Raw genomic sequence first — 14,497 nt, forward strand, 5'->3', positions numbered from 1 at the left:
TTTTTCAATCGCGGCGACAAGTAATAATATATCACGTTCCGTGGACAATTGCAACTGCTTTTTAAAACTTTTTTTGTTTTTCTTGAAAATCCCTGTTGAACGCTGCAAAACGCTTCTGTTTTGCAACTGCCTTCACTAAAAAGAAAACCAAAAGACCCCGAAAGCAACCAGCCTCTGGTTGCTTTCGGAGCCTGTCAGACAAATTTAATCATTACAAACAAATTTAAGCACCCGCAGCGGCAAGCTTTTGCACGCCTTGCTGCTCGCGCGATTGACCCATTATTTTCTCTGCCACCGGCTCGCCCGCCAGCGCAAACGGAAGGCACAATGGCACGCCCGTACGCGGATCCGGCACGATATCGGCTTCGATGTTGAACACTTCACGCATAATATCAGGCGTGATAACTTCAACCGGCGATCCTTCGCCGCGAACAACGCCTTTTTTGATGGCAATCATGTGCTGAGCATAACGAGCGGCGTGGTTCAGGTCATGGACCACCATAACGATCGTACGATTATTGAACTCGTTCAGCTTCTGCAACAGATGCAGTACCTCAAGCTGGTGAGCCATGTCCAGGAAAGTCGTTGGCTCATCCAGAAACAAAATATCGGTTTCCTGAGCCAGAGCCATCGCGATCCAGGCGCGTTGACGTTGACCGCCGGACAGTTGATCCACCGGACGGTCCGCAAACTCCTCCATGCCAGTTGCTTCAATCGCCCACTGAACAATGGACTTGTCCTCTTTGCTCATGGAGCCAAAACCCTTTTGATACGGAAAACGGCCATACGATACCAGCTCGGCTACAGTCAAGCCGTCGGGAGCAGTCGGATTTTGCGGAAGAATAGCCAGCTGCTTAGCCACTTCCTTCGTGGATTGCTTGTGAATGGATTTACCGTCCAGCATGACGCTGCCTTTCGACGGATTCATAATCCGCGCCATTGTTTTCAGAATCGTCGATTTGCCCGATCCGTTTGCTCCAACCAGCGCAGTTATTTTTCCTTGCGGAATTGAAATGTTCAAATCCTTCACAATCAAACGGTCATCATAACCGATATCCAGATTTGAAGTGGTTAACCGTATCATTCTCCCACACGCTCCTTCCGCTGCATTCCTGCAGGCTGCTTCGATTTACCCCGTCATCACGCACATTTATATTCAAACCAAAAAATGATAATGTTTATCAACACCATTTAATGATAATAGTTCTCAAAAAAAATGTCAATCCCAAACTACTCAATCCAAGAGGGGCAAACAAGCGGATAACAAAGTTGTCAAAACGGGGTTTGCCCGCGCCTCCATGTTTTAGTAAACTTGGATTTTGAACAACTTTTAATGGGGATGACATCAATGATTACAAAACATTTTACGCTAAAAGAGGCGAACGACCTCCTTCCGACAATCCGGATGGAGCTGGCACACCTTCAGAAGTTATCAAATGAGTTGGAGACTCAGTATACGCTTTATCAAATCCTGAAAACCAAGGGCACGGAAAAGCGGGGGGAACCATTATTTGAACTGGAAGCGCGTTTGGAATTTATGCAGCTGGAAATGAAGCTTTTTGTGGAAAATTTCTCGCGAAAAGGCGTATTGCTCAAAATGATCGAACCTGGCTTGCTGGACTTCCCTTCCATCGTCAATGGCAAAGAAGTTCTTCTCTGCTGGCGGGAAGGCGAGGAGCGCATCAGTCACTACCACGAATATGAAGATGGATTCGCTGGCCGCAGGCTTCATCCCGAATCATGACATCGTGCATATCTTGGTGGGCATCCGCAACAGTTTGGATTTCTTGAGTTGTGGCGGACATCCGCGACAGCTTGAGTTGTCTGAGTTGTTACGCGTACCCGCAACAGCTTGAGTTGCATGAGTTGTTACGCGCACCCGCAACAGCTTGAGTTGCATGAGTTGTTACGCGTACCCGCAGCAGTTCCGGTTCGTCTGGAATGCTACAGACATGCGATACTACTCGAGTTGTCTGAGTTGTTACTCACACCAGCAGCAGTTCCGGTTCGTCTGGAATGCTACGGACATACGATACTACTCGAGTTGTCTGAGTTGTTACTCACACCAGCAGCAGTTCCGGTTCGTCTGGAATGCTACGGACATGCGATACTACTCGAGTTGTCTGAGTTGTTACGGTCATCCATGACCGTTAGCAGTCGTTTTTGGTGAAATCCGACGGGTAACGGACATTTATGACCATTAGAGCTCTTTTTTCGCTTCATTTACGCTGTTTTTGAACGCTAATGGTCATCGATGTCCGCTAGCTTTTGAAAACTTCGCTATTTGCCGTTTTAACGGCCTTCCATGACCGTTAGGCCGCTCGCGAGTTAAACAGCTACTCATGGTCTCTAGTGTAATGAGCACTTTCCGTAATGAGCATTTTCTTTAATGAGAAAACATTTTCAACTTTCGCCCAACGTTGGCCCACGCAACAAACCTATTCAGCATTACCAGCAGCCATACCTTCCCATACCGCCACTACGCCCCCCATCCCCCCAACAACAAATAAGCAGCCCAGGTTAATTGCGCCATACGTTCGCGGCCCATCAGCCCCGGCCAATTGCGCCATACGTCCGCGGCCCATCAGCCCAGGTTAATTGCGCCATATGTCCGCGTCGCATCAATCCCAGCCAATTGCACCATACGTCCGCGGCCCATCAGCCCCGGCCAATTGCGCCATACGTCCGCGGCCCATCAGCCCCGGCCAATTGCGCCATACGTCCGCGGCCCATCAGCCCCGGCCAATTGCGCCATACGTCCGCGGCCCATCAGCCCAGGTTAATTGCGCCATATGTCCGCGTCGCATCAACCCCAGCCAATTGCGCCATACGTCCGCGGCCCATCAGCCCCGGTTAATTGCGCCATATGTCCGCGTCGCATCAATCCCAGCCAATTGCGCTATACGTCCGCGGCCCATCAGCCCAGGTTAATTGCGCCATACGTCCGCGGCCCATCAGCCCCGGCCAATTGCGCCATACGTCCGCGGCCCATCAGCCCAGGTTAATTGCGCCATACGTCCGCATCGCATCAGCCCCGGCCAATTGCGCTATACGTCCGCGTCCCATACTGCTGCCCTTCCCAGCGGCCAAACGACAAAAAAGCTGTCCAAGCCAATTGCGGCCATGGACAGCTTCTTGTTAAAAACCTAATTATGAATCAGCTATTACGGTTACGATCAAGAATGTTCGTCCTGCTCCTCATTCTGCTCGTTTTCGGGAACGAGAACCAGTGACGCCTTCAAAATTTGGCGATTGTCCATCTCAACAACCGTCCAGATTTGATTATCGTGATGGATCGGCTCAGGCAGCTTGTCAAAATCAAGCATCTGCACCTGAAGCCATCCGCCGATTGTATCTACCTCGTAGCTGCTATCCTTGAAGGAAATTCCAAACCTCTCCTCCAGATCGTCCAGCAATACGCGGCCGTTGATGATATATTGGTCATCCTTTATTTTCTGGATATCTGGAACTTCGTCTTCATCGAATTCGTCGCGAATTTCGCCAACGATCTCCTCCAGCAGATCCTCCATAGTTACAATGCCCGCCGTGCCGCCATATTCATCGACGACCGCTGCGATATGCACGCCTTTTTTCTGCATCTTCTTCAGCACATCCTGGAGCGGCGCCGTTTCGTATACCACTTCCATCGCGTGCAAATGCTCTTTCAGCGTAAAGGAACGTTTCATGACCGCGTTGGTCATAAACTCCTTGGCGTTCAAAAATCCGATAATTTTGTCCTTGTCCCCGTCTTCGGTGACCGGATACCTTGTATAGCGATGCTCGTCGATGATGTCCAAAATTTCGTTTTGCGTCATTCGCGCATCCAGAACCATGACCTGTGTACGAGGAACCATAATGTCCTTGGCCACGCGCTCATCGAAAGCAAAAATATTTTGCATATAAGAAAGCTCCGTCTGGTTGATCTCACCACTGTTGAAGCTTTGGGTCATAATAATTTTAAGCTCTTCCTCGGAGTGGGCTTGTTCATGTCCAGCCGGTTTGACGCCAGCAACACGGAGAATGAGCGCTGCAGAGCCATTAAGCAGCCAGATAAACGGAAAGGTAATTTTTCCGAACAAAACAAGCGGCGGCGCCAACAGCAATGTCATTTTTTCAGCAAACTGAATCGCCAATGTCTTAGGTGCCATTTCGCCCAATACAACGTGCAAGAATGTCATCAGCGACAATGCAAGAATGTACGAGATCGGAGTCGCCAGCGATTCCGGCAAGCCCATCGAATTAAATACGGGGTGTAAAATTTTCTCTACTGTCGGTTCGCCCAGCGCACCAAGTCCTAGCGCCGTAACGGTAATGCCGAGCTGACACGCGGATAGATAATAGTCCAGGTGCGTGACAACCTTTTTTGCTGCCAGCGCTTTTTTGTTACCCTCTGCCACAAGCTGATCGATTCTGGAAAGCCTTACTTTAATGACTGCAAACTCGGATCCAACAAAAAAGGCCGTTAACAAAATCAACAAAGCAACCAACAGTAAATTAATGACTAGACCAATGTCCAATACGTTCCCTCAGTGAGGGATTCACCTCCATAAATTTTACATAGAATCTATCTATATCATTCAACATTACGATCCAAAATCCTTTGGGTTTCAAAATTTCTGTTTTCTTAACATGGATTATCTCAGTCGTCCGTATGCATGATAAAGCCAATCCTTCGACTTCCTTTCATTTACACCGCTTTTCATTTTTGATTATAATGGCTTTATCATCATAGAAATCAGGTGTAGCACCCATGCGCAGTATAATCGGATACCGCACAATTAAAACCGCGATCGGCGTAACCCTATCCATTCTGATCGCGCAGTTTCTGGAGCTCGAATTTTTTACGGCATCCGGCATTTTGACACTGCTCTGCATTCAAAAATCCCGCAAGCAATCCAAGAGGGCAGCATTAAGCCGGCTCTTCTCCTGTCTGCTTGTGCTTTTCTATTCCAGCGCATTGTTTGCGGTATTGGGATATCATGCCGGGACCTTTCTTGTTTTGCTCGCTACCTTTATTCCGCTTGTCGTCTATTTGCGTATCCAAGAGGGGATAGCCAGCAGTTCCGTTATCGTGATGCATGTGTATATGCATCATAAGCTGGAGCTTTCTTTTTTCATTAATGAAATTCTGGTTATATCTATCGGACTCGGCGTCGCGCTGCTCATCAATTGGTACATGCCAAGCATCGACAAAAAAGTGGATGCTCTAAAGGCGGAGGTGGACCGGCTCATAGCAGCCATTCTGAAGGAATACGGCGATTATTTACAAGAGGGGTACACGCTGTGGGACGGAAAAGAACTGCTTGCTCTTTCCGACAAGCTGGCCAGCGCCAAGCAAATGGCTCTTCTGGACGAGGAAAACCGCGGGCAAAGCCAATACACTATTTATTTTGAAAACAAACGGCGTCAATACGAACTGCTGGAGCGCATGCTGCCGGAAATTTCGCAAATTACATCCCAGTTGGACCAGAGCAATCGCATCGGCGGATTTCTGAATGAGCTGAGCAAGGGGTATACCGACCCATCCAAAAGCGATGATTTTTACGAGCAGCTTCGCACCATTCGTGAGCTGCATCGCCATTTGCCGCTTCCTGAGGACCGCGGCGAATTCGAAAACCGTGCGCATCTATTTACCGTAGCAAATGACTTGGAGCGATTCCTTAACACAATGTAACGTAAAAGAATGATAGCCGCCCGCAAAAAAAGAAACCCAAGGAATCATTGAAGGAAGTCCCCCCTATCAAATCGTCGTCTGCTCAAACACGATGTGTTGATCCAATGTCGATTTTAAGGGCCACACCTTCATCATTCCAGCGGGTTTCTTTGCGCTTATGTGTGTCTCGCGTTCGTTCAAGCGTAATAAGCGTTCAGCAGATCCTTGGTGGACACTGCGCCTTCTTCCTCTTCGCTTTGACAATGTTCGGCCATGCACGCGCGGCATTGCTCCTCCGTCGAGCAAAGCTCAGCGTCCTCGCAGTGATAACAAAATTGCATCATATATTGCGTGACATTCGTTTCATTCCCGTTCATCATAATCCCCCTCGGTATTGTGAAATTCAAGGTATTGTATGCTTTTATCCTAACATGCCCCTCCTTAAAATTACGTGATTTTTTTCACAACTAAAAAGAGATTTTTATAATTCTCCTATGCTCTGTTATTCCCTCCTTCGTATTCATTATTCACAAATTGCTAAGTTGTACACATCCCAGTTGTACATAATGTGGATAAAACTGTGGGTAAAAATCGTTTCATCCACATACTTATGCACATATTATTGACTTCGAATGCCAGTTCGTTGGATAACCCACTAGTTATCCACTTCTTTGTGTATAACCTATTCGTGAGAAACGCTCCATCAAGGTCATTCAACAGCCGAGGTGCTAATAATCGCTTCCGTACCCGCTCCTTCTTCTTTATCTCCTGCAGATTGTACAGTTTGGTCGAAAGAAGCAGCCTCCTCCGCCTCTTCGCCTTGGGCCGAAGAGCCATTCGCCTCCGATTCCGAATGGGCTGAATTTACATTTGCCTTGTTGTCGCCTTCCCCTTCCGAAAATAGAGCGTTTTGCGCGTCCTGATCACCATCACCGTTTCTATCAGCGACGTCTTCTCCCTGCCGTCCTTGACCTTGGACAGCCTGAGGGGCAGTTTCGGAGCTTACGCCTGATTCGCTGTTTCCCCCGACTCCGGTTGCCGTCTCCGAAGCTTTGACGGAACCTGCGTCTGGCTTGGCTGCCTGAGGTTGCGATTTCTCAGAGCTATCGCCTTGAGGCTTTGCTGACGGCAACGCCGCTGGAGACTCCGCCGACGTAGCGGCAGCAGCGCTCGAAGCTGCCCCGGTTTTGCCGTCAGTCGCAGCTTGAAAGGAACCCTGGATTGAGATTCCCGAAGGCAGCTCAGGTTTGGCGACTTCGCCGGATGATGCTGAAGAAGAGTTATTGTATTCTCCGAAAGTTCCCCACTCCAGCTTGGCGGTATCCGGCTTGATGGATACAAAATAAATAACGGTACGGCCCATCGGCACCACGTAGATATGCGGTTGGTCACTTTATAGCTGACGGATTTGTAAAAAGCGTCGTTCTCTACCGAATAAGCCCCCCGCTCCCAACGCCGACGCATGAGAAACAGCCGTCAGCGACAGAAGCAGGCACGTTATGGCCAGCAGTACCGTGCCCATTCCCTGTTTTATTGTTTTCATTGTTCTTTTTCCTTTGTCAGTAGAATCGTATTTCCGGAAGAAGGTCCGGAAGGCCCGGCAATCTGCTCGGTTGCCGAGGTCTGCTCCCTGCGATCCGGCGCTGCCCCGCCAAGGGCCGGCTGCTGCGCGGGCTCCGTCCCGGATGCTCTGCTCTCAGCCTTCCGTTCGCGGCGCTTTGCCTCCGCCAGCTCAAGGCGGTCCTGCGGCTCGGCTTCCTTCCGCTCTGGCTTCGCCCCGGATGCCCCGCCTTCCGCCATCCGTTTGCGGCGCCTTGCTTCCGCCTGCTCCCAGCGGTCGGGCCCCACCTTGCCCTTGCTTTTTTTGTAGCGGTAGGCTGCGCTTAATATCAGATGCTTGATCGCGAGCGGCGGATCGTGAATCAGCATGCGCGGGCCGGAGAAACGCATAACCAGCTTGATTTTCTCCCGCATATCCCGTTTGTAGCAATGAACCGGACATTGCTCGCAGAAGGACTTTTCCTCGCCGAACTGGCAGTTGTCCAGACGCTTGTGAGCGTAATCCAGCAGCTCCTGACATTCCGGACAAAGATGGGGTTTGGGATGCCTGTTTCCTTTGCAATAAACGACCACCATCTTGGCAATCGTTTTTTTCTCCGACAAAATTCTGCCTTTTGCCATCGGCTAAGATATCCTTCCGGCGCTGAGATGAAACCGTTGATCCGCAATATGAAGCGTCGATTCCCGATGGGAAACCAAAACAATCGTTTTTCCGCTTCGCTCTTCATTCAGCGACTTTAAAATAATGGCTTCGTTAAATGCATCCAGATTGCTGGTAGGTTCGTCAAACAACATCAGCTTGGCATCATGAAGGAAAGCCCGCGCAAGCCCGATACGCTGTCTTTCTCCGCCGGAAAGTCTGGATCCCAGCTCGCCCACCTTGCTCTTATAGCCATCCGGAAGCGACATTATAAATTCATGCACCGACGCCTTTTGCGCAGCCCGGATAATATCCGCTGGTCCGGCATCTGGACGGCCGATCGCGATGTTCGCCTCAATGGTATCGTTGAACAAAAAGGTTTCCTGCGCCACGCAGCTCTGCATATTGCGCAAGGCCTCCGTGTTGAGCGACTTCAGATTTTTGCCCGATACGGTTACTTCACCAGAGTCAGGATCATAAAAACGCATAAGCAGTTTAAGCAGCGTCGACTTGCCGGATCCGCTTTTTCCGGAAATCCCGACAATGCTTTCAGGTGTAACCCGAAGACTGACATGTTGCAGAATCGTCTCCTTTTCATAAGCAAAGCCGACATCTCGCCACTCCGCGCCCGCAAAATCCGGCTTTTCGCCGCCGTTTACCTCCGAGACGCTCTCCTTTTCTTCAAACAGCCCCAGCACCCGCTCCCCGCTGGCCAACGTTTGCAGCAGGTTGTTCGAGAGCTGGCTTAATGCCGCTACCGGACCAAAAGAGCTGAACAAAGCCATTGTCGGAATCAATACCGCCGAAAAAGGGATCTCGCCAAGCGCATGCAGCACCAGACTGATGCACATCAGTAGAAATGAAAAGCCCAATACGGACGCATCCGAGGCGCCGCGGGCAATGCCCTCTTGCTTCCTTAACGCCTTTTGCTTGCCGTCCAGTTCTTCGGTCATTTCCGAAATGCGGCCTTTACGATGCTCGCCGACATTAAACTGCAGCGTCTCGCGGACGCCTCGAAGGCTATCCAGAAAATAGCTGCTGAGAGAGCCAAAGCTGTCGCGATATTCCATGCCTTGTTTTTTGCCCAGCTTCGACGTCCATACCGGTATAATAAAACCGACCGTCAAATAAGCCGCAACCGCTACCCATCCCAGCAGGGGATGAAATGAACCGATAAACACCGCCATCACAGTTGACGTCACGATGCCGATCACCACCGGTGCAATCGTATGGGCATAAAATACTTCCAGCAGCTCGATATCGCTTGTAATGATGGCGATCAGGTTGCCCTTTTCCTTGCCCTCCAGCTTAGCCGGAGCGAGCCTGCGCAATACAGCAAATATCTTGTCGCGTAACACGGCAAGCAGCTTAAAAGCAATGTAATGTCCGCTCATCTGCTCTACATACCTCAGCACGCCGCGCAGAATCGCGCAAGCCGCGATCATACCCGCCAGGATCCCAAGCGGCAGCGCCTGGTTCAGCCCCATGGCATGGAGCAGCATATAGCCGCCTAACACGGTAATGGATATCGCCGCCAAATACCCCAGAATCCCGAACAGAATCGTAACGAGCATAACCGGAACCATCGGTCCCAGCAGCACAATCAGTTTGCCCATGATCCTTAAGCCGCTTCTACGCATAAGCTGTCTCTCCTTTTGCATATTGCTCCACCTGGCGCTGGCCATGGTACAATGCGGCATAATGTCCGCCCTGGCGCAGCAGGTCGTCGGATTTGCCTTGCTCAACAACCTCTCCATGGTTTAGCACGTAAATCCGATCCGCCGAGACGACATTAGCCAGCCTATGGGAAATGAGCACAACCGTTTTGCTTTTCGCAAGGCTGCTTATGACCCCCATAATGTCCTGCTCGCTCTCCACGTCGATATTGGAGGTTGCTTCGTCAAAAATATAAATGCTGCTATCATGCAGCAGCGCCCTGGCAAGCGCAAGTCTCTGGCGCTGTCCTCCCGACCAGTTGCCGCCTTGCTCATCCAGCTTGCAGGACAATCCGCCCTGCCCCATTACAAATTCCCGCAGATTCACCTGCTCCAGAGCTTGAAGCAGCTCTTGGTCGCTTGCATCCGGCGCGGCCATTCTTAAATTTTCGCCAACCGTGCCTCTGAAAATATAGCTGTTATGGCCGATCAATGTAATATTCCGCCGAAGGCTTTTATGCGACAGCGCAGAAAGCTCCGTCCCGGCAATGCTAATCCCGCCTTCATAGCCGCTATTGATCCCGGCAAGCAATGCCGCAATCGTGCTTTTGCCGGAGCCCGATTCACCGACAAGACCAACCATGCCAACGGCCGGCAGGCTCATGCTGATATTACGCAGCGCGGTTTTTTCCGGTCCATACGCATAATGAACATTGCGATATACAATATCCCCGTGTCGATAAGGCTGGTTCCCTCCAGCTTCCTCTTCCAGCTCTAGCAAACGAAAAATTTTGTCGCTGGCCGCCATCCCGTTCATAGCGATATGGAAGTAAGAACCTAACAAGCGCAGCGGGATAAAAAATTCCGCCGACAGCAAAATAATCGCAAAAGCGCCCCACAGCGGAATTTCGCCCGCTGAGAACTGATAAGCGGCAATAATAACGCCGGCTCCCGCTCCGCCAAATGCAACCACATCCATGATCGTTACCGAATTCAGCTGCATGGTCAGCACCTTCATCGTTATTTTGCGAAACTTCTCCGCGGCGTTGTTCATTTCCTCATGGCGCAGCTGATCGGCATTATAAATTTTCAGGGTAGACAATCCCTGAAGGTTCTCCAGAAAGCTTTCTCCCAGATTAACGTAGCTGCCCCAGTATTGGCTAAACAGTTTTTTGGCGAATCGCATAATGGCAATAATGGACATAGGAATTAACGGGACGCAAAGCAGCAGAATAACGACCGCTTTGACGCTTACGAAGGATAATACCGAAAACAAGGTCATCGGGGCTAATAAGCTATAGAAAAATTGCGGCATATAACGCCCAAAATAATGCTCCAGCTGCTCTACCCCTTCCACCGCTACCTGCACGACCTCCGAGGTGGAAGTTTTTTCGGAATAACCGCCACCAAGCTTCAGCAGCTTGGAATAAATCCGGGAACGGAGCGTTCGTTTGGCATTGACGGAGGCTCGCCAGGACAATAAGCTGCCCCCATAGCTGCACAGGAGCCGAATCAGCATGGCAAGCGCAACAACTCCTGCTCCGATAAGCGAAAAGCTGCGGCTTGCTTCGCCGTCCCAGGCTTTCTGAAGCATCAGCCCGATGGTTAGAATGGCGCATATATTGCTGATCAGTCCAATCCAATTGACCAATACGCCCAGCGCGATGTATTTTCGGGAATGCTCAACCAGGCCAAGCAATCTCATATCCATCATTTTGGAACGTTTCTTGCTTTTACTGCTCTGTTCTTGTGTACTCATGTTTTTCCGTAGCCACCTTACATGTGAAATAATAATACTTGTACGAAGCTACCAGCAGAATCAAAATCCGCGCCCATAAGTAGTCGACCATAACAAACGCAATCGCCAGCATCATGGATGCGAAGCCTACGATCGTTATTTTGGACTTCAAGGTCATGGAGCGATTGCGAAGAAAGGGTTCAAGCTGACTCCGGTAAAGCTTGGTTGATTGAAACCAAAGGTTGAACCTTTCCGAGCCCCGCGCGAAAAAAAAGGCGGAAAGAAGCAAAAAAGGCGTAGTGGGCAGAAGGGGCAAAACAACCCCCACCGCGCCAAGCCCAAAGAAAAAAAAGCCAAGCCCGATATACAGCATTTTCATCGGTGCATTCCTCCTTACCGTAAAAAAGAAAGGCGTAGCCATCCCCAATTCGGAAAATCAGGGATGGCAATGGCCGATTTCATATTAATTACTTGTTGCTCCATTCATCCAGCAAAGCGATCAGTTTGACGGTTTCGGCTCTTGTCGCCGTTCCGAGAGAATCCAGTCGGTTGCCCTCTTTACCGTTCAGCAATCCAGCTTGCAGCAGCAAGGTTACGCTGCTCTTCGCCCAAGCCGCGATGTCCTGCTCATCCTGATAAGCTTCTGCTACTACGTTTTGCGGAAGCTGGAGCTTGGCGAAATTAATGTAATTGCCCAATATAACCGCAATTTCCTGACGCGTGATATGGCGATCCGGTCTAAACAGCCCGTTGCCCGTTCCTTGGACAATACCGGCTTCTGCCGCCCATGCCACGTAGCCGGAATAATAACTGCTGGCGCCGACATCGCTGAATTGAGGCGCTCCCTCATACGATGCGCTAACGCCGTGCATCCGTCCCAGAATCGTGACCAGCATGCCGCGCGATAAGGCTTGGTCAGGGCTGAATACCCCTTCGATTGTCCCGTTTATCCACCCTTTTGCGGCGACGTCCCTGATATAGCATAAACACCATCTTCAAGCGTGTGAGGCAGACCAGTAACAATAATCGTCAGCGTTACATTGCCTCCTCTGGTCGAATGCGCCAGCGTCAGCGTGTATGTACCTCTCTCCAGTTGAACCTCAAGAGGGTCGACGACTACCAGGACACCATTCAGCTTAAGAGTTAGCCCAATATAGCGGGCAGTAAAATCCTGAGGCGTTATTCCTTCTTCAACAACAGGCGTCCCGCCATTAACTTTGCTGTCTGTTGTTGTAAGCGACAGGACCAATCCGCTCAGATCCAATTTTTCACCAGTTACATAAGAAGCCTTGTCAGGCTGGGTTTGAATGGATAAGTCGACTTTTGCTTTTACGGTTAGCGGCACTGCAACCTGCAGCACTTTACCGCTGTCTGTTGTATGGCTGAATACAACTTCCTTAACCGATGTAAATATCATTAGTAAGAAAGCATTTAAAGGGTTGAAGCTTACTGTTCAATCATGCTTTTTGCCAGGCCCCTTCTCCCTTCACGATTTTGTAAAGTCCTAGTCACACAACAGACTATCTTTAAGGTTGAAGTCAGTAATGATAATCATTATTATTTAATACAGAGAAAGATACCGTTTCTAATGCGTATGTTACCAAATTCACAGCGTGGAATCGGTTGTATTTGCAACGGAGGTGATTCTTTTTGAAAAAATATGATGAGACGTTGCTCAATTGCCCCTTATTCCGTAATATTCTTCCGGAAGAAATCGCTGTGCTAACGTGCTGCCTGGGGGCAGTAATGAGAACTTACAATAAAAATGAAGTCATCCTGCAGCCAGGCGATGAGATTAAACATATCGGAGTTGTAGTAGAGGGGAAAGCACAAGCTTTCGAGGTAGATGTAAACGGAAACAATAAGATCTTCACTCATTTATTGCCCTCCGACTTGTTCGGAGAGGTATTGATTTGCGCTGGAACAACCGAAGCCCCACTTACGATAAAAGCCGGCGCTAAAACCGTTGTGCTGCTCATTCAGTTTCAAAAGGTGCTGAAAGGCTGTACATCCAGTTGTCCACTTCATGCAAAGCTGGTCGAAAATATGCTGCATAGCATGGCCATTAAAACGCAGCTCCTGAATGACAAGTTAAGCTGCGTATGCAGCAGGACGATCCGCGATAAAGTAGAATCCTTCCTGCGCATCCATAGGAAAAGGGCTGGCAGTAATCCGTTTGAAATTCCATTTACCCGGATGGAAATGGCTGATTATTTATCGGTGGACAGAAGCGCATTGTCTGCTGTTTTATCCAGCATGCGCGATGAGGGGGTTATTTCATTCGAGAAAAATCAATTTCAGTTATGCCGAGAATAGAAGCTAACTGGTCAAAAACAAAAAGCCTTCAGATCAAAATTGATCTAAAGACTTTTTGTTTTGCATGATGCGCGTAGAGGGACTTGAACCCCCACGGTCTCCCGCCAGATCCTAAGTCTGGTGCGTCTGCCAATTCCGCCATACGCGCGCGTGGGACTTGCATGAGTATAACTGGTGAGCCATGAAGGACTCGAACCTTCGACACCCTGATTAAAAGTCAGGTGCTCTACCAACTGAGCTAATGGCTCTCAAAAATGGCTGGGGATCAAGGATTCGAACCTTGGAGTGACGGAGTCAAAGTCCGTTGCCTTACCGCTTGGCTAATCCCCAACGAACGGTATGGTGGAGGATGACGGGATCGAACCGCCGACCCTCTGCTTGTAAGGCAGATGCTCTCCCAGCTGAGCTAATCCTCCAAATGGTGACCCGTAGGGGATTCGAACCCCTGTTACCTCCGTGAAAGGGAGGTGTCTTAACCCCTTGACCAACGGGCCTTATGTAGCAATACTGCTTGTCTTGCATGAAATCATCATGTACCAAGGAATAATGGAGCTCTCAACCGGGATCGAACCGGTGACCTCATCCTTACCATGGATGCACTCTACCTACTGAGCTATGAGAGCAAACTTGGCTCCCCGAACAGGACTCGAACCTGTGACAACTCGATTAACAGTCGAGTGCTCTACCAACTGAGCTATCAGGGAATATGGCGATTTGCAATGGCTTCGCTTCCTGAATCGCTTCAGAAAATACGCAACCATTCATTCAATGTTTGCACATTGAAAACTGGATACGAAAGAGTGCTTCACGTGTACTTTAGCTGGTTGCTTGACGCTTGTATGAGCAATCAAGTCTAATAGGATAAGCCCTCGACCGATTAGTATTCGTCAGCTCCACACATTGCTGTGCTTCCACCCCGAACCTATCAACCTCGT

13 protein-coding genes and 7 tRNA genes are annotated in these 14,497 nt (G+C 49.7%); 3 read left to right on the forward strand and 17 right to left on the reverse strand.

Annotated elements, in window-relative coordinates; all coding sequences use genetic code 11:
• Positions 1-223: 223 nt before the first annotated feature.
• Complete coding sequence (locus ACX93W_RS15835; RefSeq protein WP_459393342.1) at positions 224-1,084, reverse strand: ABC transporter ATP-binding protein; 861 nt, start codon at positions 1,082-1,084, stop codon at positions 224-226.
• Positions 1,085-1,348: 264 nt separating this feature from the next.
• Here ACX93W_RS15835 and ACX93W_RS15840 point away from each other — a divergent pair, with 264 nt between their 5' ends.
• Complete coding sequence (locus tag ACX93W_RS15840) at positions 1,349-1,744, forward strand: DUF2203 family protein (protein ID WP_459393343.1); 396 nt, start codon at positions 1,349-1,351, stop codon at positions 1,742-1,744.
• 1,432 nt (positions 1,745-3,176) lie between these two features.
• On the opposite strand, the gene ACX93W_RS15845 is transcribed toward ACX93W_RS15840, so the two are convergent.
• A complete protein-coding gene (locus tag ACX93W_RS15845) occupies positions 3,177-4,517 on the reverse strand; it encodes a hemolysin family protein (protein ID WP_459393344.1) in 1,341 nt (446 codons plus the stop codon).
• Positions 4,518-4,750: 233 nt separating this feature from the next.
• On the opposite strand from ACX93W_RS15845, the gene ACX93W_RS15850 reads away from it, so the two are divergent.
• Positions 4,751-5,674 (forward strand): aromatic acid exporter family protein, encoded by a 924-nt coding sequence (locus tag ACX93W_RS15850; protein WP_459393345.1) that lies wholly within the window; start codon positions 4,751-4,753, stop codon positions 5,672-5,674.
• Between the two features lie 176 nt (positions 5,675-5,850).
• Here ACX93W_RS15850 and ACX93W_RS15855 read toward each other — a convergent pair whose 3' ends face one another.
• From ACX93W_RS15855 to ACX93W_RS15890, 8 genes are all read right to left on the reverse strand, one after another.
• Positions 5,851-6,033 carry a hypothetical protein gene (locus ACX93W_RS15855; RefSeq protein ID WP_459393346.1) on the reverse strand — a complete coding sequence of 61 codons (183 nt, stop codon included), beginning with the start codon at positions 6,031-6,033 and terminating at the stop codon, positions 5,851-5,853.
• Positions 6,034-6,362: 329 nt separating this feature from the next.
• Entirely contained in the window at positions 6,363-7,016 is a 654-nt protein-coding gene (locus tag ACX93W_RS15860; protein ID WP_459393347.1) for a hypothetical protein, read from the reverse strand.
• 176 nt (positions 7,017-7,192) lie between these two features.
• Entirely contained in the window at positions 7,193-7,834 is a 642-nt protein-coding gene (locus ACX93W_RS15865) for a nitrous oxide-stimulated promoter family protein (protein ID WP_459393348.1), read from the reverse strand.
• Positions 7,835-7,837: 3 nt separating this feature from the next.
• On the reverse strand, positions 7,838-9,493 hold the full coding sequence (locus ACX93W_RS15870; protein ID WP_459393349.1) for an amino acid ABC transporter ATP-binding/permease protein: 1,656 nt from the start codon (positions 9,491-9,493) through the stop codon (positions 7,838-7,840).
• On the reverse strand, positions 9,486-11,267 hold the full coding sequence (locus tag ACX93W_RS15875) for an ABC transporter ATP-binding protein/permease (protein WP_459393350.1): 1,782 nt from the start codon (positions 11,265-11,267) through the stop codon (positions 9,486-9,488). Before ACX93W_RS15875 ends, ACX93W_RS15870 begins: the two co-directional genes overlap by 8 nt.
• A complete protein-coding gene (locus ACX93W_RS15880) occupies positions 11,242-11,625 on the reverse strand; it encodes a YbaN family protein (RefSeq protein ID WP_459393351.1) in 384 nt (127 codons plus the stop codon). Before ACX93W_RS15880 ends, ACX93W_RS15875 begins: the two co-directional genes overlap by 26 nt.
• A gap of 88 nt (positions 11,626-11,713) precedes the next feature.
• Entirely contained in the window at positions 11,714-12,142 is a 429-nt protein-coding gene (locus ACX93W_RS15885) for an S-layer homology domain-containing protein (RefSeq protein WP_459393352.1), read from the reverse strand.
• A 50-nt stretch (positions 12,143-12,192) separates the two neighbouring features.
• A complete protein-coding gene (locus ACX93W_RS15890; RefSeq protein ID WP_459393353.1) occupies positions 12,193-12,663 on the reverse strand; it encodes a hypothetical protein in 471 nt (156 codons plus the stop codon).
• Between the two features lie 329 nt (positions 12,664-12,992).
• Between ACX93W_RS15890 and ACX93W_RS15895 the strand changes: the two genes are divergently transcribed.
• Positions 12,993-13,562 carry a Crp/Fnr family transcriptional regulator gene (locus tag ACX93W_RS15895; protein ID WP_459393354.1) on the forward strand — a complete coding sequence of 190 codons (570 nt, stop codon included), beginning with the start codon at positions 12,993-12,995 and terminating at the stop codon, positions 13,560-13,562.
• A gap of 68 nt (positions 13,563-13,630) precedes the next feature.
• On the opposite strand, the gene ACX93W_RS15900 is transcribed toward ACX93W_RS15895, so the two are convergent.
• The 7 genes from ACX93W_RS15900 to ACX93W_RS15930 form a co-directional block, all read right to left on the reverse strand.
• Positions 13,631-13,710 (reverse strand) — tRNA-Leu (locus ACX93W_RS15900).
• 24 nt (positions 13,711-13,734) lie between these two features.
• Positions 13,735-13,810 (reverse strand) — tRNA-Lys (locus tag ACX93W_RS15905).
• A 7-nt stretch (positions 13,811-13,817) separates the two neighbouring features.
• Positions 13,818-13,892 (reverse strand) — tRNA-Gln (locus ACX93W_RS15910).
• Between the two features lie 10 nt (positions 13,893-13,902).
• Positions 13,903-13,978, reverse strand: a tRNA-Val gene (locus ACX93W_RS15915).
• A gap of 3 nt (positions 13,979-13,981) precedes the next feature.
• Positions 13,982-14,056: transfer RNA gene (locus ACX93W_RS15920), tRNA-Glu, on the reverse strand.
• Positions 14,057-14,109: 53 nt separating this feature from the next.
• Positions 14,110-14,185, reverse strand: a tRNA-Thr gene (locus tag ACX93W_RS15925).
• 5 nt (positions 14,186-14,190) lie between these two features.
• Positions 14,191-14,266: transfer RNA gene (locus ACX93W_RS15930), tRNA-Asn, on the reverse strand.
• Positions 14,267-14,497 lie beyond the last annotated feature (231 nt).

The organism is Paenibacillus sp. CAU 1782 (assembly GCF_054551715.1).